This window comes from Arcicella sp. BE140 (genome assembly GCF_031456255.1).
Lineage (GTDB): Bacteria > Bacteroidota > Bacteroidia > Cytophagales > Spirosomataceae > Arcicella > Arcicella aquatica.
On the sequence record NZ_JAVDUE010000007.1, the window covers coordinates 48,548 to 73,300 of the forward strand.

A 24,753-nucleotide genomic window follows, 5' to 3' on the forward strand; every position below is an offset into this window, starting at 1 on the left:
TTTTATTAAAAGTCAAGATTCAAGCCTAAAGCGATAGTACGAGGACGAGGGTACAAACTGTTGTCGATACCAGAAGCAACTTCAGGGTCTAAGCCTTTGTATTTAGTGATGACAAAGACATTCTGTACGCTGGCATTGATGCGTAAATTAGCAGTACTATTTTTCAAGAATTTACCTAAATCATAACTCAAATTGGCATTGTCCATTCTTACAAACGAAGCATTCTGAATATAATAATCACTCAATAATTGTTGACTATTGCCTTTGAACTGTGTATCTAAATAATTGCTTGATGCATTATAAAGTACACTATTACCTGTAATTTGACTCAATACACCGCTTTGACTAAAGTTGTTATTGTAAACGTAATTATCAAACGAAGCACGCATTACGAAGCCCAGATTCCATTTTTTGTAATTAACAGAACTACTAAGTCCCAAGAATACTTTTGGAACAGCACTTTTACCTTTATAAAGGTCATCTTGATTGATAATGCCATCGCCATTTTTGTCTACAAATACACCTTCCACAGGTTTGCCATTTTCGTCATATACTTGCTTATAAAGATTGAACGTACTTTTGCTATATCCTACAGCATTGATAAATGCAAACTGACCGCCAATACCGCCTGCAATACCACCCGATGGAAAGCCAGGATAGTTTTTGTCTTGTGGCACTACTGTTAGGTTAGTGATACTATTTTGGTTGTAAGTAGCATTGAAATCAAGGTTCCAAGTGAGGTTGTTTTTTCTAATGATTTGAGTATTAATGCTAAATTCTACCCCTTTGTTTTCCATTGATCCTACATTGGCTACAATAAATGCTGTAAAGTTTGCCCCTGCTGGTTGTGGAATATTATTAAGTAAGTCTTTCGTATTTTTTACATAAAAATCAACACTACCTTTTACCCTGTTGTCAAATAAGCCGTAGTCTAAAGCAATGTTTTTAGAAGCTGTTTCTTCCCATTTACGGTTGCTATAGAAGCCACCTGGGCGATAACCCTGATAGAAAGTATCTCCAAACTGATAAGAAGCATTTGCTGAACTCAAGGCAAAATATGAATAATAGTCATAGTTCCCGATGCCATCTTGCTGACCAGTTATCCCGTAGCTAGTTCTTATTTTGAGGGCTGAAATTACTTTACTACTCGCTAAGAAAGTTTCATCCTTAATGTTCCAAGCCAATGCAATAGACGGGAAAAGTCCCCATCTGTTGGCAGGTGCAAAACGAGAAGAGCCATCTCGACGAAGTGTTGCCGTCAAGAAATAACGATCATTCAAGGAATAATTCGCACGACCAAAGAAAGAAATCAATGTGTTTTCTGGCGTATCAAAAGGAAAAGCAGGGTCAGTATTTGGATATTTTACGCCACGAGCATTATAACTAGCATAATTGTAGTTCGTCGTTTTATAATTATTGAACGAATACCCCGCCATTATATCAAACTTACTTTTGATGTCTTTCAATTCTTTGGCATAATTCAGATAAAACTCTAAAAGCGTATTTTGCTTTGTTTGTTTGTAAATATTGTTTGTTCCACCTGCACCATTAGCTACATAACCAATAGCGGCACTGTCTGTAACATAAATCGTTCCTGCACCTTTTGATACATCATAGCCTAAGTTCAAGTTGGCTCTCAATTCAGGTAAGAAGTGGAATTTATAATCTAACTGAATATTACCGATGCTTCTCTGTGGAGTACTTTCATCAAAACGCTGTTCTAATTGTCCCAAAGGATTTCTGCCTGCTAAATTGACCAAGCCAGTAGCACTTGTTTTGTCTAACCACTCAAAGTATCCTCCAAATCTCTGTGGATTCTCAGTAGCATAGACAGGCTGAGTAGGGTCAAAACTAATCGCTGAGCCAATTGCACCAGTAGCCGCAAATCTTGCCTTTTGCATACTTCCTTTAAGGCTAATGTCTACTTTAAGGTGATTCTCAAAGAAAGTAGGATTTAGGGCAATTGATAAAGATGTTCTTTGCAATTTATCTGTTTTCAAAACCCCCGTTTGGTTTTGGAAACCCAAAGAAATACGATAAGGTAGTTTGGCTACTTCACCCCCAAGGCTTAGGTTATTATCAGTCATAAATGCTGTTTGGTAAATAGCATCTTGCCAATTCGTATTTGCTTTGCCAAGCATCGCTTTTTGTGCAGCCGTTCCTTTTTCGTTTACAATTGCACGAAATTGGTCGGCACTCAATACACTTACTTGTTTTGTAATGTTTGAAGTTGAGTTTACCGAAGAGAAATTCACTCTTAAAGCACCACTTTTCCCTTTTTTAGTCGTGATAATAATTACCCCGTTTGAAGCCCTAGTACCATAAATAGCCGATGCCGAAGCGTCTTTCAAAACGGTGAATGTTTCAATATCATTTGGGTTGATAAAGCTGAGAGGGTTAGATGCTCCAGCGATTCCGCCTTCTCCTTCCAAAGGAACGCCATCAATAACAATCAAAGGATTGTTACTGGCACTCAATGACGAGCCACCACGGATTCTGATGGTACTTCCAGCCCCTGGCTGACCGCTATTTGAAATGATAGACACCCCAGGAACTTTGCCCGAAATTAATTGCTCGGGTGTGGTGATTGCTCCTGTTTGGAAATCCTTGGAAGTTATGGTGGTTACAGCTCCTGTTAAATCCTTTTTCCTTGACGTTCCATAACCAACGACCACCACTTCGTCTAAAGCTGTGGTGGCAGGTACTAATACAATATTCATCACCATAGCAGGACCAACAGGCGATTCTAGTTTGGTAAAACCAACGGAATTAAAAATCAAGATATCTCCAACAGATGCCATTATTTTAAACTCCCCCTTGCCGTCTGTAATGGCTGCTGTCTTTTTATTTTTAACAGTTATCGTTACACCAGGTAAGGCCGATTCGGATGACTCTACTACTCGCCCTGTTATCATTCTATCTTGTGCAGAGGCATTAATACTGGTTAGAATACTAATGATAGCCAAGACATAGTACAATAATTTTTTTCTCATCTTAATTTTTGATATAAATAAAATACTATTAATTATTTTAAAAGTCAAAATTAGAGAGGATATTACGCATACTTTTATCTCAACAATCATAATTTTGGTGCTATTGTTCTAATTTTGAAGAATTGGAGGTTCTACATAAAAAATGATTTATTTTAGATTAAATATTATATAATTAAGACACAGTATTAATGCATCAATTCATTCCTCGTAACGTTGTTTTATCATTGACTTACCTATTCATTTTTTGGAGTTTAGGCTTTTTGACTTATGCCCAAATTCCCAGTTTAAAATTTAAACACATTACTAATGAACAAGGACTATCGAATAGCACTATCGAAAGTATTTATCAAGATAGCCGTGGCTTTATATGGTTTGGGACAAGAGATGGCTTGAATAGGTATGATGGCAATCAAATCGTAGTTTTTAAGAATAATCCAAATGATGAAAAAAGCATAAGTGATAATTACATTACTTACATTCACGAAGACAAAAACAAGACTTTATGGGTAGGTACAATTAACGGATTGAATCGTTTTGATGAACGAAAGAATACCTTCACCAGATTTAAACACGATGCACAGAAACCTAGAAGCATTACTGATAATTATATCACGTGTATTAAAAATGATAGTAAAGGAAGGTTGTGGATTTGCACGCGCGGGGGAATTAATCTTTTACAATCTTCTGATGGTAACTTTATCGCTTATCGCAAAAAGCAAAATGTTGATATTTCCCTTACTGATAACCATATTAATTGCTTGTTTGAAGATAGTAGCCATAACCTTTGGGGAGGAACAGAGAGTGGCATTCAACTTTTTGATACCCACAATGGCACTTTCCAAAAGATAGATGCTTTTGCAAATCTTGGTTTTTCTCTAAAAGGATATGCCGTCAATTGTATTAATGAAGACAAACAGGGTAATCTTTTGATAGGAACTAATGGAAATGGCTTGATTATTTATAATCATCAATTGGGTACAATCAAACAATATAGTCATCAGGAAACTCAAGCGAAATCGCTTGCTAATAATTTAGTTAAAGCAATTCTGATAGATGATAAGAAAAATATTTGGGTGGGTTGTATTAATGGAGGTTTAAATCTTTTTGATCCAGTTTCTGGTAGTTTCTTAAATTACCAATATCGCCCCGAAGACCCTAATAGTCTTTCACAACGAACGGTGTCTGCTCTTTTTGAAGATAACCAAGGAAATCTTTGGGTAGGTACGCACCGTGGCGGAATAAATTTATACATGCCCAAAACAGAAAAATTTACTTTATTTAGGCAAGAGTCCAATATTAATAGCTTGAGTTATAATGACGTTAAAGCTTTTTGTGAAGACCGTTACGGTAATATCTGGATTGGGACAGATGGCGGGGGCTTGAATTTATTTAATCGAAAAGATAAATCGTTCAAACATTTCAAATATAGTCCATTTAATAAAAATACGATTGGTTCTAATGAAGTATTAGATATTAATGAAGATACAAATGGGAATTTATGGGTTGCTACTTGGGGTGGTGGACTAAGCTTATACAACCGTGCAACAAATACATTCAGTCGTTTTTTGAATAATCCAGCCGATAAAAATAGCGTTAGTTCAAACTACATTCAGACAATATTTGAAGATAGTAAACAAAACTTATGGATTGCCACCTATTATGGAGGCTTGAATCTTTTTGACCACAAAACTGGAAAGTTTACTCGGGTTATCTATGGAAAAAATAGCCAATCACAATTACAAGGAAATAATATCATTTCCATTAACGAAGATAAGAAAGGAAATATCTGGATTGGGACAGATGATGCGGGCTTGAATTGCTTGAATACTACCACACAGACTTTTACACATTACTTTAATAATGATAGTAAAAAGCCAGATTTGAGGGTCATTTTCACCGATAAAAAGGGGAGAGTTTGGGTAGGACAAATGGGGCTTTACCTTTTTAACGAAAAGCAGAACACTTTCTCTATTTTTACATCAAAGGCAAACCTTGATACAGAATTTATCAAGGGAATCGTAGAAGATGATGAAGGCAATTTGTGGATTGCTACTTCAAACGGGATTACACAGCTCAATCCACAAACGATGAGCATAAAAAAATATAATACTGCCGACGGATTGCAAGGACTGGAATTTGAAGCAAATGCCTCTTTGATGACCCGAGATGGGCAAGTGTTTTTTGGCGGAGTGAATGGCTTTAATACATTTTATCCCCATAAAATTACCACAAATACTTTTACACCGCCTGTTTATATTACTGATTTTCAGCTATTCAATAAAAAAGTAGATATCGGAGATGATTCCCCTTTAAAGGAAGACATTAGTTTTGCTCAATCAATAGACCTTAGTTACAAACAATCAACTTTTTCTTTTGGTTTTGCCGCACTCAATTATACCGCGTCTGAAAACAATCAATATGCTTATAAATTAGAAAATTGGGACAAGGATTGGATTTATGTAAATAATGAGAAAAAAGCCTCTTATACCAATGTAAGTCCCGGAGATTATACTTTTCATATTAAGGCAACCAACAATGATGGCGTTTGGAATGAGAAAGGTTATACTATAGAGGTAAACATTACACCACCTTTTTGGGCTACATGGTGGTTTAAAACCTTAGTAGCTTTGTCTATTTTAAGTGGCATAGCGGCCTTTTATAATTTTAAAAGAACGCTTGAAATTCAACAATTAGAAGAACAGAAAAAGGAGGAAATCCATCAAGAACAACTACAGTTTTTTACTAATATTTCTCATGAATTTCGCACGCCATTATCGTTGATATTAGGGCCTCTTGAAAAACTAAAAAGAGAGTTTCCTACTTCGCCAGCTCATCCCTATTATGATTTAATGTACCGTAATGCCAATCGGTTAATTAGCCTTATCAACGAGTTAATGGATTTTAGGAAAGTAGAATCAGGCGTATTGAAATTGAATGTCATGGAAGGAAATATAAATACTTTTCTAAAAGAGATTTCAGAAGAATTTAGTGATTTGGCAAACGAAAAGAAAATTACTTTTGAAGTTTTTCAAAATAATCAGTTGGATGAAACATGGTTTGATCGCCAGATTCTCGAAAAAATTATTATTAACCTGCTCAGTAATGCCTTTAAATACATTGCTAATGGTAAACACATTACCTTAGAAGTAATGGAATCGCTCGAAAACTATCAACCTAAATATGCCAATGAACTATTAATACCGCACGAATACAAAGGTTCGAGCTACCTGTACATCAGGGTTTCAGATGATGGCATAGGTATTTCTAAAGAATCAATCCCTAATTTATTTGAACGATATTATAAAACTACTGAGGCGCATCTGGGTTCGGGCATTGGTTTGGCCTTTGTGAAAAGTCTTACGAAACTTCATAAAGGAAGCATTTGGGTATATAGTGAAAAAGAAAAAGGCACCGAAATTATTATCGGAATACCTTGTAAAAGAGAGGATTATGCTGAAAAAGAACGATGGATAAAAAACAAAGATATCTTGATTAAACTAGAAAGTATCTCTTCAAAATATGAAGTAGATATCCCTATCAACGAAGAAGTTGCTGAAAAAAAATCCTTAAAATCTACAGAATCATTAGCCAAGCCCACCATTTTGGTAGTTGACGATAATGATGAATTACGAACATTTTTGAAAGATGCCCTTCATAAAAATTATCATATTTTAGAGGCTATTAACGGACAACTCGGATATGAAAAAGCAAAAGAATGTTTCCCAGATTTGATTATTAGCGATGTAATGATGCCAGTAATGAATGGGAATATATTTTGTAAGAAAGTGAAATACGATGACGAGATTAGCCATATTCCATTTTTGATGCTTACGGCCAAAGATGCAACAGAATCGAAAATTGAAGGGGTGGAGTCTGGAGCAGATTTTTATTTTTCAAAGCCGTTGAGCATAGAATTATTAGAACTGACTATTAAAAATATCTTTATCCAAAAACAAAAATTAAAAGAAAAATATGGTAATGACCAACTTACGGAGATTGTAGAGTTGGCACATTCTCAAAAAGATAAAGCTTTTCTGACAGAATTGATTCAAATGATTGAAGCACACCTGAGCAACCCAGAAATGAATATAGACTATATCTGTGCGGAAATGGGCATGAGTCGTACAAAACTGTATACTAAAGTGAAAGAGCTAACGGGGCAAGCGATAGGTGATTTTATCAGAAGTATTAGATTAAAAAAAGCGGTGCAGTTAATGACCCAACAAAATATGCCTATTGCTGAAGTAATGTATAATGTAGGGATTCAGACACAATCGTATTTTACCAAAGCCTTCAAAAATGAATTTGGTAAAACACCGATGCAGTTTTTGAAAGACTTGAAAAAGTAAATGGGAGGGATAGAATATAAAGACATGAGTCATCCAGAATCTTCTAGATGACTCATGTTTACTACGCTTTTCTAACAAATTCCGACTTTAAAGCCATTGCACCAAAGCCATCAATTTTACAATCAATATTGTGGTCGCCATCAGTAAGACGAATATTTTTTACTTTAGTCCCTGCTTTAATGGCTTTAGGAGCGCCCTTGACAGGTAAATCTTTAATGACAACAACGGTATCGCCGTCTTTAAGCTCATTACCATTTGAATCTAGTATTTTTGAACCTGCATCTTCGGTTTCTACTTCATCAGGATTCCATTCATAGAAGCATTCAGGACACACTAATAGCGAATCACTTGGATAAGTGTACTCACAATTACATTTTGGGCAAGGTGAAAATTCAGACATGAAATTAATTTAATAATGATGATTTTATCAGTTAGATAATTTAATAAGCTACAAAAGTAAGCATATTTCATTAATAAGTTTGTAAACGCTGAATCATAAATAGCTACGACAAAATTTCTTATTACTTTAAAGATATAATAGCATTAACCCTATAAAAACCCCTATAAAATGCTGAAGATGTTTTATATTTCGCTTTGAATAAATATGTGAAAAGAATTCAAAGTAATATTTTACTGATAAAGTCCTCTCAAAGTATCAAACAAAAAATAATGATAAAAAACAAACCACATTTTAAAGTATTAGATGGACTGAGAGGAATAGCGGCTTTATGTGTTGTGGTATTTCATTTTGCTGAATGTGTGTATGCCGATTATAGTAAAAACTTTATTGGACATGGTCATTTAGCCGTTGATTTTTTCTTTTGCCTTTCAGGATTTGTAATAGCCTATGCCTACGACGATAGAATTGAACAGATGGGGAAGTTAGCTTTTTTCAAAGCTCGATTGATTCGATTACACCCTTTGGTAATAATAGGAACGTTATTAGGAGTAATAGGTTTTCTTTGTAGTCCATGGACAAACGTAGTTAGTAATTATACTTTTGGAAAGATATTTTTGTTAGCGATAGGGTCTATTTTTGTAATACCACTTCCATTAATGGAAGACCGTTTCTTTAACTTATTTGGTTTTAATGCTCCTGCTTGGTCATTGTTCTGGGAATATGTTGCCAATATTTTGTACGCCTTTTTATTGCATAAACTTAGTCGTCGTTTATTGAGTGTGCTAGTAATTTTAGCGGCTGTATTCCTTGGTGTGGTAAGTTACCGTGCTGGAAATTTAGTGGGAGGATGGAGTAAAAACAATTTTTGGGACGGAGGAGCACGCTTGGCATATTCCTTTTTAGCAGGATTATTAATTAATAGAAGTCGATTGATTATTGAGAATAAACTTGGATTTATAGGTTTAATTCCGATGTTAGTAGTTGCTTTTATGATACCCGTCTTTGCTAATAATTGGCTAGTTGAACTTTTAGTGGTAGTATTTTACTTTCCATTGCTTATTGCTTTAGGAGCAGGCACTAAATTATCTTCCATAACACAAAAGATTTGTCAGTTTTCTGGAGAACTTTCGTATCCACTTTACATGACTCATTATGCATTTATTTGGATTTTTGCTAGTTATTTGTCTCATTTTAAGCCAGATATAACTCAAATTGCTTGGGTAATTGTGGGAGGCACTTGCTTTTTAGTACTTTGGGCAACAGGCATTATGGTATTTATTGATAAACCTATTAGAAAGTATTTAGCATCTAAAAAGTGAGGTACTTTATATTCCTAAGCTGAAAGTTTCAGAACAACTTAAACGTTGGGCTGTCAAGTCTAATTCTTATCCTTAGCAAGTGACTTAAGTCACTCGCTAAGGATAAGAATTGATTTTTACCAAGGACTAATTCCTGTTTCATCCTCTATGTCATTGCTGTAAAACTGTCCTGTCGGAGCATTCTCATCTGTTAATGTATGTTTAATGATAAAAGTCGCCGCACTTTCTACTGTTCCTGGTCCACTATGGTGGTTAAAATCAGTGGCAGTATAGCCTGGATCAATCGCATTTACTTTAAATGACAAGTCTTTTAACTCAAAAGCCAATACTACTGTATAAGCGTTTAACGCAGTTTTAGACGTTCCGTAGCTTGCCGATTTAAAAGGGTAGTATTTCCAATTCGGATCGCTATGTAATGTCAAAGAGCCAAGTCCCGAAGTAATATTACTAATGCGTGGACTATCAGATTTTTTGAGCAGTTCCAAAAATACTTGTGTCACCCTAATAACTCCAAAGAAATTGGTGTCAAATACTTTTTGAATATCCTCAATGGAGGTATCTGAAGCAGTTTGAGGAAAATCTCCGCTTATCCCTGCGTTATTGATTAAAATGTCTAATTTGCCTTGCTCGTTTTCGATGCTATTTTTAGCAGCAATAATCGAATCAAGATTAGTAACATCTATTGCAATGGCTTTGATGTTTTGAAATCCATCTTCTTTTAGTGTTGTTACCACTGCTTCTCCTTTTGCAAGGTCACGAGTGCCTAAATAAACAAACAAATCTTTTTTCGAAAGTTGTTTTACTATTTCTAAACCAATACTTCTGTTGGCTCCTGTAATTAATACTGATTTCATTTTTGTTGTTTTTAAATTGATGATGCAAGTTGCATCGTTTAAAAATGAAATCATTTGCCATTTGGCAAAAAGCGATTTAGCGGATATTTTTTCTAATTCTGCTTAGTGAAGATTGCGTAATGCCTAAGTAAGAAGCGATATAAGAAAGCGGTATACGGTTCACAACAGTAGGATACCTTTCCATAAACTTTAAATAACGTGTTGTAGCATCTTCAGTCACCAAAGGACTTCTTCGTTCTACTTTTTGCATTAATGCTTTTAGAATAATTTTATGCACAATAGCATCCCAACCGACAATAGTGTTGAGTAATTCCTGCCAATCTTTTTTTGAAAAAATGATGATTCTGCAATCAGTAATCGCTTGCACATAAACAGTTGAAGGAAGTTCATTATCAAAGCTCTCAAAATCTACAAGGATATTGTTTTCTTCAATAAAGTATTTGGTAATTTCTTCGCCTTTATTATTATAATAACAAACGCGAGTAATACCCTCTAACATAAAGCCTACGTGTCGAAAAATTTTACCTGCTTCTGAAAAATATTCGTCTTTGTGAAGCACTATTTCCTTCGCTTTAGTAGCAACGAAGTCAATTTGCTGTTGGTTCAAATTTCCAAATCGCAATAAATATTCTATCAATTCTTTCATGATAGCAAGTTAGTCAAAGTTATCTTCTCTGGATTTGCCATTTGGCAAAAAAAGTTATTGATTGAAAAATCATCTCATGGCATAACTATAATATAATTTGAGTCTAAATAGAACACTTCCCAGTCATGCATGAGTATGCTAGATGGGTTTAAAGCTAACTCTTTGGAAAAATTATTCCCTTCCATTCTGACAAAAACCCTTCCATTTTGGAAGGGTTTTTTATCGCTCAAAAATCACTAAAAATTATATCTTATTGATTATCAGCGAGTAGTGTCCTTCTCTTTTTTCTTGGCTCATATTTTGGCATAAGGTTATCAAATAAAAAACTAAAACCATGATGACCTTCATTCTTTTACTCGCTGGGCTTTTATGCTTCGCATTCTTTTTAAAAGCCATAGATTTTTTTGAAAACATTTAACCTTAAACGAATCTAAAAATTCTTATAAAATCATGATGACAGCCCTCTTTGCACTATCCATCGCCGTATTTGGCTATTTGTGTTATGTTTTATTAAAACCAGAAAAATTCTAAGCAATGAATACTGAAATTTTAGGAGTAATCCTCACCTTTATCCTCACTATAGCTTGTGCTATTCCCTTGGGGAAATATATCGCAAAAGTTTTTGGTGGCGAGGCTACTTTTCTCGACTCAATCTTCAATCCTATTGAAAAACTTTTCTTTAAGTTTTCAGGTATCAATCCTAAACAAGAGATGACTTGGAAACAACATTTAGTAGCCCTCTTAACGATTAATTTACTGTGGTTTTTCTGGGCAATGTTTGTATTAATGAACCAAAGTTGGTTGCCTTGGAACCCAGACGGAAACCCATCGATGTCAGCAGATTTAGCCTTTAATACCGCTATTTCATTTTTATCAAATACCAATTTACAGCATTATTCAGGCGAAAGCGGAATGTCGTATTTAGGACAAATCTCTTGCTTGACTTTATTCCAATTTATCTCTGCTGGTGCAGGTATGGCTGTTTGTGCGATGGTATTTAATGCCATGAAAGAACGCACTACTGATAAACTAGGCAATTTTTACAATTATTTCCTTAAAGCTTGTACACGTATTTTATTGCCACTTTCTTTAGTAGTTGCGTTGGTTGTTTTATACAATGGCACACCGATGAATGTAGAAGGTAAAGCTTCATTTATATCAATGCAGGGCGATACTGTACAGGTTTCTCGTGGTCCTGCCGCAGCCATGATAGGCATTAAACAAATAGGTACGAATGGTGGCGGATATTTTGGCGTAAACTCTGCTCACCCACTCGAAAACCCCAACTACCTAACCAATATTGTAGAAGTAGGCAGTATCCTGTTGATTCCAATAGCGATGGTTTTTGCTTTGGGCTATTATTTAAAACGTAAAAAGTTAGCCTATACCATTTTTGGGGTAATGACACTCGGTTTTCTATTATTCTTGATACCGTCTATCTATTTAGAAATGAAAGGAAGTACAGACATTTCGACAATGGGAATTACCCAACAACTAGGCAGTATGGAAGGTAAAGAAGTACGTTTTGGCCCTGCGGCATCTGCTTATTGGGGTATTGCCACAACAGTTACCTCAAATGGTTCTGTGAATGCCATGCACGATAGCTTTACGCCATTAACGGGGATGTTCACGATGTTGGGTATGATGATTAATGCACTATATGGTGGGGTAGGAGTAGGCTTCTTGAACTTCTATATTTTTATCATCATTGCGGTATTTATTTCAGGCTTAATGGTTGGGCGTACACCTGAGTTTCTGGGTAAGAAAATAGAAGCAAAAGAAATGAAGATTGCAACCATTATTGCCTTACTTCACCCGCTGATGATTTTAGGGGCTACTGCCTTATCATCTTTCGTCTTTGTTAAAAATCCTGATATTGGCTGGTTAAATAATCCTGGTTTTCATGGCTTTTCAGAAATGCTGTATGAATATACTTCTTCGGCTGCCAACAATGGTTCTGGTTTTGAAGGACTAGGCGACAATACTGTTTGGTGGAACGTTACCTGCGGTATTGTGATGGTAATCAGTAGGTTTTTGCCAATTATCGGTCCAGTAGCCATTGCAGGGATTTTAGCTAATAAAAAATATATTCCTGAAAGTGCAGGTACTTTAAAAACCGATACTGGAACATTTGGATTGATGGTTTTTGCCGTAATTTTTATCGTAGCAGCCCTATCCTTCTTCCCAGCCCTGACATTAGGCCCAATTGCGGAATATTTTACAGCTTTTAGCTATAAGCCTTGAGCGATAAGCTTTTAGACTTCGGATTTGCTTATAAATCAAAAATTTAAAATACTTTAAAATATTCAAAGCTGATAGCTCATGGCTCACAGCTTAAAGCTTACTCCCATGAAAACCCAACCAACTTCGCTTTTTCAAGCAGATTTAGTCAAGGAAGCTCTTACAGCTTCTTTTGTAAAGCTAAATCCAAGAATAATGTTCCGAAATCCTGTAATGTTTACAGTTGAATTAGGAACACTTGTGATGCTATTTGTTACGATTTATAGCATCAACAATACAGATCAAGGCTCATTTGCTTATAATCTAACTGTTTTAATCATCTTATTGCTAACCCTTTTGTTTGCTAATTTTGCCGAAGCCATCGCCGAAGCAAGAGGTAAAGCCCAAGCGGACTCGCTCCGTAAAACTCGAGAAGAAACTCCCGCCAAATTAATTCGTTCGGTTGGGGAGATGTATTTGAATGAGATTCAAATCGTAAATTCAGCTCAGTTGAGAAAAGGAGATGTTTTTGTGTGTGAAGCAGGAGATACTATTCCTACCGATGGCGAAATCATTGAAGGCTTGGCGACGATTGACGAGTCGGCTATCACGGGGGAATCTGCCCCAGTCATTCGTGAGTCAGGTGGTGATAAATCATCTGTAACGGGTGGTACAAAAGTACTTTCTGACAAAATTAAAGTAATTGTTACGACAGAGCCAGGTGAAAGCTTTTTGGATAAAATGATTGCTTTGGTAGAAGGGGCTTCTCGCCAAAAAACACCTAACGAAATTGCTTTAACCATTCTTTTGGCTGGCTTTACCCTAATTTTTATCATTGTCTGTGTAGCCCTTAAACCTTTTGCAGATTACGCTAACACACCCATAACTATTGCGGCTTTTATATCACTATTTGTTTGTTTAATTCCTACTACTATTGGTGGTTTACTTTCTGCGATTGGTATTGCTGGTATGGACAGAGCTTTACGGGCAAACGTAATTACAAAGTCGGGTAAAGCGGTGGAAACAGCAGGAGATATAGATGTTTTGTTGTTGGATAAAACAGGGACAATAACCATCGGTAACCGTAAAGCCACCAATTTTTATGCAGCCAATGGCACAGATAATAAAACGTTTATGAATGCCACTATTTTAAGTTCTTTAGCCGATGATACTCCCGAAGGTAAATCGATTATTGAGCTAGCGGCTAGTCATGGCTTAAAGATTCCTGTACTACAAAGTGATGTAGAATTGATAAAATTCACGGCTGAGACTCGTTCATCAGGGGTGAATCTTCCAAATGGAACACGTATTCGTAAAGGTGCTTTTGATTCAATGAGAAACCTTGCAGAAAATGCAGGAAATACTTTCCCTGCTGAAATTACTGATAAAGTAAAATTCATTGCTAGTAATGGAGGCACTCCTTTGGTAGTAACTGAAAATGAAAAAGTGTTGGGCGTTATCGAACTACAGGATATTATCAAACCGGGTATTCAAGAACGTTTTGAACGTTTGCGTAAAATGGGTATCAAAACGGTAATGGTGACTGGTGATAACCCTCTGACAGCTAAATACATTGCTGAAAAAGCAGGTGTAGATGATTTTATCGCTGAAGCCAAACCAGAAGATAAAATGAACTATATCAAAGCCGAACAAGCAAGTGGTAAACTGGTAGCCATGATGGGTGATGGTACGAACGATGCTCCCGCCCTTGCACAGTCTGATGTAGGTGTAGCCATGAACTCTGGTACGGTGGCTGCCAAAGAAGCTGGTAATATGGTGGATTTGGATAATGACCCTACAAAATTGATTGAGATTGTAGAAATCGGAAAACAGTTATTAATGACCCGTGGTACACTGACTACCTTCTCGATTGCTAACGACGTAGCCAAATACTTTGCCATTGTGCCAGCGTTGTTTATTGCTAGTATTCCAAGTTTGCAGGGGCTAAATATCATGCACTTGCATTCGCCAGAAAGTGCCATTTTATCGGCTGTGATTTTTAATGCATTGATTATTCCTGCTTTGATTCCCTTGGCTTTAAGAGGGGTTGATTATAAGCCAATCGGAGCAAGTGCTTTATTAAGAAGAAACTTATTGATTTACGGTGTTGGTGGTCTTATCATTCCTTTTATCGGAATCAAGGTATTGGATTTAGCGGTTGGATTGTTTTTCTAAGAAAAAGAAATATAATTTTCAACTCACCACACTTTCAAATTTTCAAATTCATTTTATTCAGACAATGAAAACTCAATTATTCCCAGCTCTTAAACTCACTTTGATGTGTTTGTTGCTATTCGTTATTATTTATCCTTTAGTGGTTTTGGGCTTTGCACAGTTTGCTCCTAGCAAAGGTAAAGTGCCTTTTGTTGAGTACCATGGAAGAATTGTAGGAGCAGACAATATCGGTCAGAAATTCGACCAAGACCAATATTTTAATAGCCGTCCTTCGGCTGTGAGTTACAATGCTGCTGGTTCTGGAGGTTCAAACAAAGGGACTACAAACCCTGATTATTTGGCACAAGTGCAGGCTCGTATTGATACCTTTTTGGTGCATAATCCAACAGTTCCTAAAGCCGAGATTCCATCTGAATTAGTAACAGCTTCGGGTAGTGGGCTAGACCCACACCTTTCACCAAAAGGTGCTTTGGTACAGATAGATAGAATTGCCAAAATTAGAAATATATCAAAAGAAAAATTAGTAGCCTTAGTAAATGCCCAAACCGAAAAACCTCTTTTGGGCTTGTTCGGAACAGAAAAAGTGAATGTATTGAAATTGAATATTGCTTTAGAAGCTTTGAGTAGCAAGTAGTGAGCTTTGAGCCGTGAGCTTTAAGCTTTGAGCAAGAAGAGTTCACTCATGGCATGACTTCAAGTCATGCCATGAGTAGATTGAATGATTTATTATAGCTCAAAGCTCATTGCTAACTCTGAACCTATCAAACTATGAGATAAAACAATTCACAAAAACAATCTCATATCATGAAAACTATTTATTTTACTTTGATTGCCTTGTTCGTTTTTCAAACAAGTATTGTTGGACAAACTGAAAGCAAACCAAGCATTATTTGGTCGGCTTATCTGGAAACCTATTATGTCTATGATTTTAATCAACCAGCGAATCATGAAAGACCAAGCTTTTTGTATAATCATAACCGACACAATGAGTTTAATTTGAATCTGGGTTTTATCAAAGGTAGTTATAGTACAGAAAATACCCGTGCCAATTTAGCCTTGATGGCTGGTACGTATGCACAGTATAATTTAGCGGCCGAACCATCACTTTTACAACACGTTTTCGAAGCCAATGTTGGTGTAAAACTATCTAAAAACAACAACCTATGGTTAGATGCTGGTATTATGCCATCGCACATTGGTTTTGAAAGTGCTATTTCAAAAGATTGTTGGACCTTAACCAGAAGTATTTTAGCAGAAAACACGCCTTATTACGAGTCTGGGGCTAAAGTTACATTTATCAATCCAGATAATCGATGGACGCTTTCAGGAATGGTATTGAATGGTTGGCAGAGAATAAAACGTCCAGATGGAAACCAAACGCTTGCTTTAGGGACACAAGTACAGTTTAAACCAAACGATAAGACTACGCTTAATTGGAGTACTTTTATCGGAAATGATAAACCGAGTAATGAGAAGCAACAAAGGTACTTTTCAAACCTTTATGGTATATTTCAAGTATCTACAAAATTGGGTTTGATTGCAGGATTTGACTATGGTATGGAACAAGCGTCAACGGGTTCGTCAGATTATAATACTTGGTATAGTCCTGTTGCTATTTTAAAATATACAGCCAATTCTCAGTGGTCTGGGGCGGTTCGTTGGGAGTATTATCAAGATAAAAATGGCGTTATTATTGCCACTAATACACCTAATGGTTTTCAGACAAGTGGGTATTCGCTTAATGTAGATTATAAAGCCAGTGATAATATCCTTTGGAGAGTAGAAGGAAGATTATTAGAAAGCAAAGACAATATTTTTATGAAAGAAGGGCAAACCGTGAAAAATAATTTTTCATTAAATACCTCAATCGCTATCTCAATTTAAGATGCAAAAAGAGCAGTCAGCAGCATATTTTCTTGAACTAATCCGCCAGTCGAAGCGAGGGAAGTTTAAAATATACATTGGCATGAGTGCTGGTGTGGGCAAAACATTTAGAATGTTGCAAGAAGCCCACACCTTGCTTCGTAACAATGTCAATATAAAAATTGGTTATGTCGAAACCCATAATCGAGCAGAAACTCATGCATTGCTAGAAGGCATTCCTATGATTCCTCGTCGGAAACTTTTTTATAAAGGCAAGGAATTAGAGGAAATGGACGTTCAAGCAATTATCAATCAACGTCCCGAAATTGTGATTGTAGATGAGCTGGCTCATACTAATATCGAAGGTTCGAAGAATGAAAAACGGTGGCAGGATGTCATGGAGATTTTGAATGCTGGTATCAATGTTATTTCTGCGGTTAATATTCAACATCTCGAAAGCCTTAATGATGAAGTAAAGAAAATTACGAATGTAGAAGTAGCCGAAAGAGTACCCGATTGGGTTTTGCAACAAGCAGACGAAGTAGTCAATATCGACTTAACGGCTGATGAGCTTATTGTCAGGTTAAAAGAAGGTAAAATCTACGATTTGAAAAAAGTAGAAACTGCCTTGAATAATTTCTTTCAGCCCTCTAAGCTTTTGCAGTTAAGGGAGTTAGCCTTGAAGGAGGTAGCTCATCAGGTAGAGAGAAAGGTATTTAATGAGGTTTCAAGTAGTAAATTTACCCACGAACGTTTCTTAGCTTGTATCAGCTCTAATGCCAATACTTCTAAAAATATTATTCGAAAAACAGCACGTTTAGCATCGCATTACGATTCTAAATGGTTTGTTTTGTATGTACAAAGACCTTCGGAAGCGAGTGATAAAATAAATTTAGCTGCTCAGCGACACTTGATTAATAACCTAAAACTAGCTACTGAATTAGGAGCAGAAGTTATCAGAATACAAAGTGATTCGGTTGCAAAAAGTATCGTAGAAGTAGCCGAAAAATATGAAATCACAACGATTTGTATCGGGAAGCCACATTTTAGTTTATTCAGAATTATCTTGGCGACGAATTTATTTAATCAGTTATTAAAAAAACTATCGTCGTCAGATACTGATATTGTTATTTTAAGTTAAATAGATTACTCATTAATGGTTGTCTATTATTTCACTGGCAGGCAATCAAAAAAAGCTGAAAGCTCATTGCTCACCACTCACAGCTAATTACCATGAAAATCAAAGCAAAACTTCAACTGGGATTATTCTTCCTGTTTTCTGTCATCGTGCTGTTGGGTGGCATGGGAACTTATTATCTTAATCAGCTTAAAGCAGATTCCAGTAAAATTCTGCGTGACAATATCGAGTCATTAGAGTATGTGCAAGGCATGCAGGTAATCTTGAATACTTGGACAGCCGAGCAAAGCAAACAAAAGGCATTTGAGCAATTATTAGATAAGCAAGCACATAACGTCACCGAAATAGGGGAAAAAGAAGCCACACAAGCATTAAGGAAAGAATATACTAATTTTAAGAAAGATACTACTGCCAACCATTTGTTAAAACTCAACCAAGCATTATTTAAAATTGCTGAATTGAATCAACAAGGTATTGTTAGGAAAAATGACTTAGCCTTAAAAACGGCAGAGAGTGCAAGTAATTACCTGAAAACGGTGGCTATCGTTTGTATGTTGCTGACGTTCACCTTTATCGTTAATTTCCCTTCTTATATTGCTAATCCGATTAAAGAACTTACAAAAGGGATTCAAGAAATTACAAATAAGAATTACGAACAACGACTACATTTTTCTTCAGAAGATGAGTTTGGAGAATTGGCTTCAGCATTTAATTCAATGGCAGAGAAATTAAATGAATACGAACATTCAAATCTGGCTAAAATATTATTTGAAAAGAGTAGGATAGAAGCCATTATTAATAATCTGAATGATGCCGTAATTGGGTTAGATGAAAAGAATAGAATACTCTTCGTAAATATTGTAGCTATCAAAATGTTGAATGTACAAGCCGATGATTTAATAGGTAATTATGCTCCAGACATCGCACTTTATAATGATTTATTAAGAACACTTTTGAATGAAAAAGACGGCAACAAAGAAATCAAAATCTATGCCGACGAGCGGGAAAGTTATTTTACCAAAGAAAGCCTAATTGTAGAAAGTAATGATAAAGTATTAGGAAAAGTGATTTTATTAAAGAACATCACTCGTTTTCATGAATTGGACGAAGCCAAAACTAATTTTATCGCTACCATTTCACACGAATTAAAAACGCCTATTTCAGCCATTAAGATGAGTCTGAAATTATTGGAAAACGAGAAAGTAGGTACTTTGAATAGCGAACAAAGTCAGTTATTAGAAAACATCAAATCAGATAGCCAAAGGTTGCTAAATATCACAGGTGAATTATTGGATTTGACCCAAGTAGAAAGTGGTAAAATTTCTTTGACCATGCAAGAGGTTGAACCACATAAAATTATAGAATACGCTACTTCGGCAGTGCAATTTCAAGCTCAACAAAGTAATATTGAACTTGAAGTACAGCTTTCGGGCAATCTTCCAAAAGTGCAAGCTGACGCAGAAAAAACAGCTTGGATTTTGGTGAATCTATTAACAAATGCCATTCGATACAGCCCTGAAAATAGTAAAATCATTGTTTCTGCCATTCGTCAAAATAACATGGTGATTTTTACGGTACAAGATTTTGGGAAAGGTATTGCAATGGAATACCTAGAAAAAATATTTGACAAATATTTTCAAACACCTGATAGCCAGAAGGGAACAGGGTTAGGATTGGCCATTGCCCGACAGTTCATTGAAGCTCAAAACGGACATATCTGGGTAGAGTCTGTTGTTGGTGAAGGGAGTACTTTTTACTTTTCCTTGAGGGTTTAGTGTTGCCTTATGTAGCTTTAGGAATTAAATAATCCCCAAAGCTACATAAGGTATGAATTGATAGTTATTCTACTTCTACAACCATTTCAATTTCAACCGCCATATTTAACGGTAAAGCACTTACTCCTAAAGCCGAACGTGCGTGTTTTCCCTTTTCTCCGAATACCTGAATCATTAAATTAGAGCAACCATTGATTACTTTTGGATGGTCAAAGAATTGGCTATCACTATTCACGAATCCTACTATTTTTACGATTCTTTTTACTTTACTTAAATCGCCTAGTGTAGCTTTTAATACCGCTAATTGGTGAGTAGCAGCTAGTTCTGCGGCTTTGGCTCCTTCTTCTATGGTTAAGTCTTTTCCTAATTTCCCTGTGATATATTCTCCACTTGCTTTTAAAGGGCCTTTCCCTGAGAGAAATAATAAATTTCCTGTACGTACCACATTAACGTAGCTGGCAATGGGTTGTCCTACGGCTGGTAAAGTAATGCCCAATTTGGCTAAATTTTCTTCTGGCGTTTGGGCAAACGTTTGAAGACTAAGGAATAAAGCGAGAAAAAGAAGAGTTTTCTTCATGATGATTGTTGTTTTAGTAAGGATGAACAATACTCAAATATTGTTTAAAATTATTAGATATTCAAGTACATTATTAGGACTAAGCATTTATTCAGATGTATTTATGGCTGTATGGACTAATTTTTGATTCCAAAACCTTAAGACTTACCTTTGCTTTTATATAGGGTATCATATTGTAAAATATAAATAATGATTAAGTATTTAAATATTTTTGATTTTTCAAAGAAAGTAGATTATAAAGTAGAAATATTAGCAGGACTCACCGTTGCCATGACGATGATTCCAGAATCGCTATCCTTTGCCATATTAGCAGGTTTCCCACCATTAATGGGCTTGTATGCAGCCTTTATTATGGGTTTTGTAACGGCTGTTTTTGGAGGGAGACCGGGTTTAGTATCGGGTGGGGCTGGAGCAACCGTGATTGTACTCATTGCTTTAATGAAGTCGCATGGATTAGAATATGTTTTTGGGGCAATTATTATAGCAGGAATTATCCAGATAATGGTAGGGTTATTTAAACTTGGTAAGTTTATTCGCTTAGTACCTCAGCCCGTTATGTTTGGCTTTGTCAATGGTTTGGCTGTTGTTATTTTTATGGCACAAATTGAACAATTCAAAACAATTGTTAACGGACAATCAGTCTGGTTATCATCGACACCCTTATATACTATGCTGGCTTTGGTAGCTTTAACAATTGCTATTGTTTTAATTTTTCCCAAAATCAGCAAAGCCGTTCCAGCTTCCTTAATGGCCATTATAGCAGTCGGAATAGGAGTGTACTTTTTTAAAATTGAAACCAAAACGGTCAAAGATATTGCTTCTGTGTCTGGTGGATTTCCACCTTTTCATCTTCCTAATATTCCTTTTACATTTGAAACCTTGCAAATTATTTTCCCTTATGGTTTGATTATGGCAGGCGTAGGATTAACCGAAGGATTACTGACACTCAATGTAGTTGATGAACTTACACAAACCAAGGGAAATGGCAACAGGGAATCTTTGGCACAAGGAGCTGCCAATATTTTAAATGGGTTCTTCTTTGGCATGGGCGGTTGCCCGATGATTGCCCAAACGTTGGTGAATATTTCAGCAGGTTCCAGAGCCCGTCTTTCGGGTATTGTTGCTTCGCTGGCTATTTTATCAGTTATTCTGTTTGCTTCACCCCTTATTGAAAGCTTACCAATGGCGGCACTTACTGGCGTGATGATTATGGTAGCAATTGAGACATTTGAATGGATGAGTTTTAAAATCATCAACAAGATGCCCAATCAAGATATTTTTGTAGGAGTATTGGTAGCAGGCATTACCATTTGGTTTCATAATTTAGCTTTGGCAGTATTAATAGGCGTAATAATGTCTGCTTTATCTTTTGCTTGGGAAAGTGCCAAACGCATCAGAGCCAGAAAATTCATTGATAGTAATGGTGTAAAGCATTATGCCATTTATGGGCCGCTGTTCTTTGGCTCAACTACTGCTTTTGCAGAAAAATTTGATATTGCAAACGACCCGAACGAAGTAGTCATTGATTTTGCAGAAAGTAGAATTGCCGATATGAGTGCGATTGAGGCAGTTAATAAAATTACTGAACGTTACGCTCAACACAATAAAATGGTAAAACTTACTCATCTCAGCCCTGATTCCAGAGCTTTGCTGGCAAGAGCTGATAAAATAATAGAAGTAAATATTCTGGAAGACCCTACTTATCGTGTAGTTGAGGATTGATTTTTTACGCTTGTAGGACTAAAATTTCAAACATGATTGGTTTGTATATGCGATTGTACATATACAAACCAATAAGAATGATAAGATTAGTGAATTAATTCAGCTAGTTTTTTGTGAAGCTCTTCACTTCTAAGGTTTTTCGCAATGATTTTTCCATTTTTGTCTAACAAGAAATTCATTGGCACAGCACTTACGGCATACATTTTAGCAGCCTCGTTTTGCCAGCCTTTCAAATCCGACACGTGAACCCATGTCAATTTATCAGCATTAATAGCTTTTATCCAGTTGTTCTTTTTGTCGTCTAGTGAAACCCCTACAATTTCAAAATTTTTATCACGGTACTCATTATACGCTTTTACAACATTTGGATTTTCTTTCCTACATGGGGCACACCAACTTGCCCAAAAATCAACCAATACATACTTTCCTTTTAGAGATGCTAATGTAAAGGCATTGCCTGTAGTATCTGCCATGCTAAAGGCTGGAGCCATTCTGCCAACATCCACTAAAGCAGCTTTATCTAAAAATTCTTTTACACTTATTCCATAATAAGAGTCTTTTGCATTTTTAGCCAAAAGATTATAATACTCCTTCGCTTTATCTTCAGAGCCAGCTCTCATAAAATAGCTATTGATGATAAATGGACTAATGGTAGAATTAGGGTGCGTAGTAATGAATTGCTTACAGATACTATCAGCATAAGCTTCACCAGCAACAAAAAGCTCATGAGCTGTTTTTCGTAACGCAACACTGTCAGGGTCTTTCGTTTTTTGAACGGTCTTGTACAAATTATCTCCCTTGCTCATCAATGCATACGCACCTTCCATTTGCTTTCTATGTACCATCCAGTCTGTGTGTAGAGCAGAGCCTTTTACAGTGCCTTTATTCAAAGAATCTTTGGTTGCCTGTACTAAAATAGAACCACTTTGTACAAATATATTTAGACGGTCTTTCTTCGGATTTAAATATAAACTATAAATAGCAGGATACTTTAATTTGCCTTTGAACGCAAACTTTCCGTCAGTACTTACCAATGAATCTACATCAAAACCTTTGCCATTATACGTAGAGATGAAGATTTTTTCATCCTTAACTCCTTCAATTTTTCCACTAACATTGTATAATGCTTCTTTTTCTTTAGTAGGCTTGGTTTGAGCCATTATGCTTGAAGCAGACAAAGCCAATAAGCTTAGTGCCATTAATATTTTTTTCATAATCGTGCGTTGGTTGTTTGAAATGTTTTGTTAAAACTTATGATGTAAAAAAAGAGGAGTGTTGATAATTAAGCACAGAAAGTGCTTAATTATCAACCAAATAACAATTCACTCAATAATTAATATCCAGCATTCTGAGTTAGGTTCTTATTCGCTAATCGCTGGTTTTCAGGAATTGGATATAGCACCGCAGTCGATTTCCATGTCTTTGGTTTTTGCCCACCAATTACAGCATCAGCTCTATTTGTCCGTTTTAAATCTAACCAGCGGTGTCCCCACTCTCCAAAAAATTCTAGTTTTCGTTCTTTCTCAATCGCCAACAAGAGTTGCTCCTTTGTAATTGTACTTGACAAAGCTGCTAAACCTGCTCTTTTTCGAATAATATCTGCATCGGCTTTTGCTTCTACAAGTTTCCCTTGTTGTGCTTGTGCTTCAGAACGAATCAAGTATAATTCTGCAAAACGTAAACCAATGTTATATTCATTACCAGTACCTGTCCTTACTTTATACTTATTGATAAAGTAGTAATTGGTTGTGGCGATTTTGGTAACACCTGTCCAATTGATTTTTCTTAAGTCCACCTCTTCAAACGATTTATACAGCGTATCATAGAGTGAAAAATTTGGAATTACTCCTGTAGCAGCCAAGTAATTAGCCCCAAAAGTAGATACTCCTGTGGTGTTGGCTATTTGCCAAATCGTTTCAGTACTAGTATTTACAAAAGCATCTGCAGGTGCTGGCAAGGTATAGGCTTGTGCCGTAATTACCTGACTTGCCTGTGTTTCAGCATTTGCCCAATCTTTATTGTACAAATAGGCACGTGCCAACAATGTTGTGGCGGCATGTTTGTTGACACGTCCTTTGAAAGTACCCACATAGGTTGTAGGTAAATGCGTTTGAGCTTCTTTTAAATCTGTGATAATCTGAGCCCAGATAGTTGTAGCGGGTGTTCTTGGCGAATTTGCTTTAGCCTCATAATCAGCATCTGGCGTTAAAGACATGGGCACATCACCAAACAAATTGACTAAATAAAAATACGATAAAGCCCTGATGAATTTTGCTTCGCCCAATAACTGTTCTTTTACCGACGGCGTCAACGTTTGTGATTTGTTCAAACCAGCAATAGCATTATTGGCATTTTTTATTTGTTGATAGCCATAAAACCATGTCGTATTTTCAACCGAAGCATTAATAGACGTCAGTGCATTATTTTCAAATTCCTCAAAGGCACTGTTAGTATAATTATACTGAATATCATCAGCAGACATACCAGGATAAAAGCTAGCTCCTTGAATAAAATTTACCATAATGTTTCCATTGTATAAACCAAGTATTGCACTGTTTGCAGTAACATCGGCTTTGAATACATCATCAGAAACAACCTGAGTGGGTGGAGCCCCCAATTCTACAAATGACTCACACGAGGATAAAAGCGATAAAGAAGTAAAGGCTGTTGCCCATAAAACTCCTTTTATTTTTTTATGGATATTTATCATAGTATTTCCTTA

At 36.1% G+C, this 24,753-nt stretch carries 17 protein-coding genes; 10 read left to right on the top strand and 7 right to left on the bottom strand.

The window, feature by feature from the left end; genetic code table 11:
* Nucleotides 1-5: 5 nt before the first annotated feature.
* Nucleotides 6-2,993: a TonB-dependent receptor gene (locus J2Y60_RS11780; protein ID WP_309918090.1), complete on the bottom strand. Its 2,988-nt coding sequence runs from the start codon at nt 2,991-2,993 to the stop codon at nt 6-8.
* A gap of 188 nt (nt 2,994-3,181) precedes the next feature.
* Between J2Y60_RS11780 and J2Y60_RS11785 the strand changes: the two genes are divergently transcribed.
* Nucleotides 3,182-7,342: a two-component regulator propeller domain-containing protein gene (locus J2Y60_RS11785; RefSeq protein WP_309918092.1), complete on the top strand. Its 4,161-nt coding sequence runs from the start codon at nt 3,182-3,184 to the stop codon at nt 7,340-7,342.
* A 61-nt stretch (nt 7,343-7,403) separates the two neighbouring features.
* Here the strand turns inward: J2Y60_RS11785 and J2Y60_RS11790 are convergent, their stop codons facing one another.
* A complete protein-coding gene (locus J2Y60_RS11790; protein WP_309918094.1) occupies nt 7,404-7,742 on the bottom strand; it encodes a zinc ribbon domain-containing protein YjdM in 339 nt (112 codons plus the stop codon).
* 269 nt (nt 7,743-8,011) lie between these two features.
* On the opposite strand from J2Y60_RS11790, the gene J2Y60_RS11795 reads away from it, so the two are divergent.
* Entirely contained in the window at nt 8,012-9,061 is a 1,050-nt protein-coding gene (locus tag J2Y60_RS11795) for an acyltransferase (protein ID WP_309918096.1), read from the top strand.
* A gap of 116 nt (nt 9,062-9,177) precedes the next feature.
* Here J2Y60_RS11795 and J2Y60_RS11800 read toward each other — a convergent pair whose 3' ends face one another.
* Together J2Y60_RS11800 and J2Y60_RS11805 are read right to left on the bottom strand one after the other, a co-directional pair.
* A complete protein-coding gene (locus tag J2Y60_RS11800; protein ID WP_309918098.1) occupies nt 9,178-9,915 on the bottom strand; it encodes an SDR family NAD(P)-dependent oxidoreductase in 738 nt (245 codons plus the stop codon).
* A 76-nt stretch (nt 9,916-9,991) separates the two neighbouring features.
* A complete protein-coding gene (locus tag J2Y60_RS11805; protein WP_309918101.1) occupies nt 9,992-10,561 on the bottom strand; it encodes a Crp/Fnr family transcriptional regulator in 570 nt (189 codons plus the stop codon).
* 453 nt (nt 10,562-11,014) lie between these two features.
* Between J2Y60_RS11805 and kdpF the strand changes: the two genes are divergently transcribed.
* From kdpF to J2Y60_RS11835, 7 genes are all read left to right on the top strand, one after another.
* Nucleotides 11,015-11,092, top strand: a complete 78-nt coding sequence (gene kdpF / locus J2Y60_RS24775; RefSeq protein WP_407652867.1) for a K(+)-transporting ATPase subunit F — start codon at nt 11,015-11,017, stop codon at nt 11,090-11,092.
* A gap of 3 nt (nt 11,093-11,095) precedes the next feature.
* Nucleotides 11,096-12,805, top strand: coding sequence for a potassium-transporting ATPase subunit KdpA (gene kdpA / locus J2Y60_RS11810; RefSeq protein ID WP_309918104.1), 1,710 nt, complete (start codon nt 11,096-11,098; stop codon nt 12,803-12,805).
* Nucleotides 12,806-12,910: 105 nt separating this feature from the next.
* Nucleotides 12,911-14,956, top strand: a complete 2,046-nt coding sequence (gene kdpB, locus J2Y60_RS11815; RefSeq protein ID WP_309918106.1) for a potassium-transporting ATPase subunit KdpB — start codon at nt 12,911-12,913, stop codon at nt 14,954-14,956.
* A 64-nt stretch (nt 14,957-15,020) separates the two neighbouring features.
* On the top strand, nt 15,021-15,590 hold the full coding sequence (locus J2Y60_RS11820) for a K(+)-transporting ATPase subunit C (protein ID WP_309918109.1): 570 nt from the start codon (nt 15,021-15,023) through the stop codon (nt 15,588-15,590).
* Nucleotides 15,591-15,760: 170 nt separating this feature from the next.
* Nucleotides 15,761-16,840, top strand: a complete 1,080-nt coding sequence (locus J2Y60_RS11825) for a porin (protein WP_309918112.1) — start codon at nt 15,761-15,763, stop codon at nt 16,838-16,840.
* A gap of 1 nt (nt 16,841) precedes the next feature.
* Nucleotides 16,842-17,960 (top strand): sensor protein KdpD, encoded by a 1,119-nt coding sequence (locus J2Y60_RS11830; protein ID WP_309918115.1) that lies wholly within the window; start codon nt 16,842-16,844, stop codon nt 17,958-17,960.
* A 92-nt stretch (nt 17,961-18,052) separates the two neighbouring features.
* Complete coding sequence (locus J2Y60_RS11835; RefSeq protein WP_309918118.1) at nt 18,053-19,732, top strand: ATP-binding protein; 1,680 nt, start codon at nt 18,053-18,055, stop codon at nt 19,730-19,732.
* A gap of 64 nt (nt 19,733-19,796) precedes the next feature.
* Here the strand turns inward: J2Y60_RS11835 and J2Y60_RS11840 are convergent, their stop codons facing one another.
* The gene (locus J2Y60_RS11840; RefSeq protein ID WP_309918120.1) at nt 19,797-20,309 is read right to left on the bottom strand and encodes a RidA family protein; all 513 of its coding nucleotides are present in this window, start codon (nt 20,307-20,309) and stop codon (nt 19,797-19,799) included.
* A 189-nt stretch (nt 20,310-20,498) separates the two neighbouring features.
* Here J2Y60_RS11840 and J2Y60_RS11845 point away from each other — a divergent pair, with 189 nt between their 5' ends.
* A complete protein-coding gene (locus tag J2Y60_RS11845; RefSeq protein WP_309918122.1) occupies nt 20,499-22,031 on the top strand; it encodes a SulP family inorganic anion transporter in 1,533 nt (510 codons plus the stop codon).
* 86 nt (nt 22,032-22,117) lie between these two features.
* On the opposite strand, the gene J2Y60_RS11850 is transcribed toward J2Y60_RS11845, so the two are convergent.
* Nucleotides 22,118-23,245 carry a TlpA disulfide reductase family protein gene (locus tag J2Y60_RS11850; RefSeq protein ID WP_309918126.1) on the bottom strand — a complete coding sequence of 376 codons (1,128 nt, stop codon included), beginning with the start codon at nt 23,243-23,245 and terminating at the stop codon, nt 22,118-22,120.
* A gap of 119 nt (nt 23,246-23,364) precedes the next feature.
* Complete coding sequence (locus J2Y60_RS11855) at nt 23,365-24,741, bottom strand: RagB/SusD family nutrient uptake outer membrane protein (RefSeq protein ID WP_309918129.1); 1,377 nt, start codon at nt 24,739-24,741, stop codon at nt 23,365-23,367.
* Nucleotides 24,742-24,753: the final 12 nt, after the last annotated feature.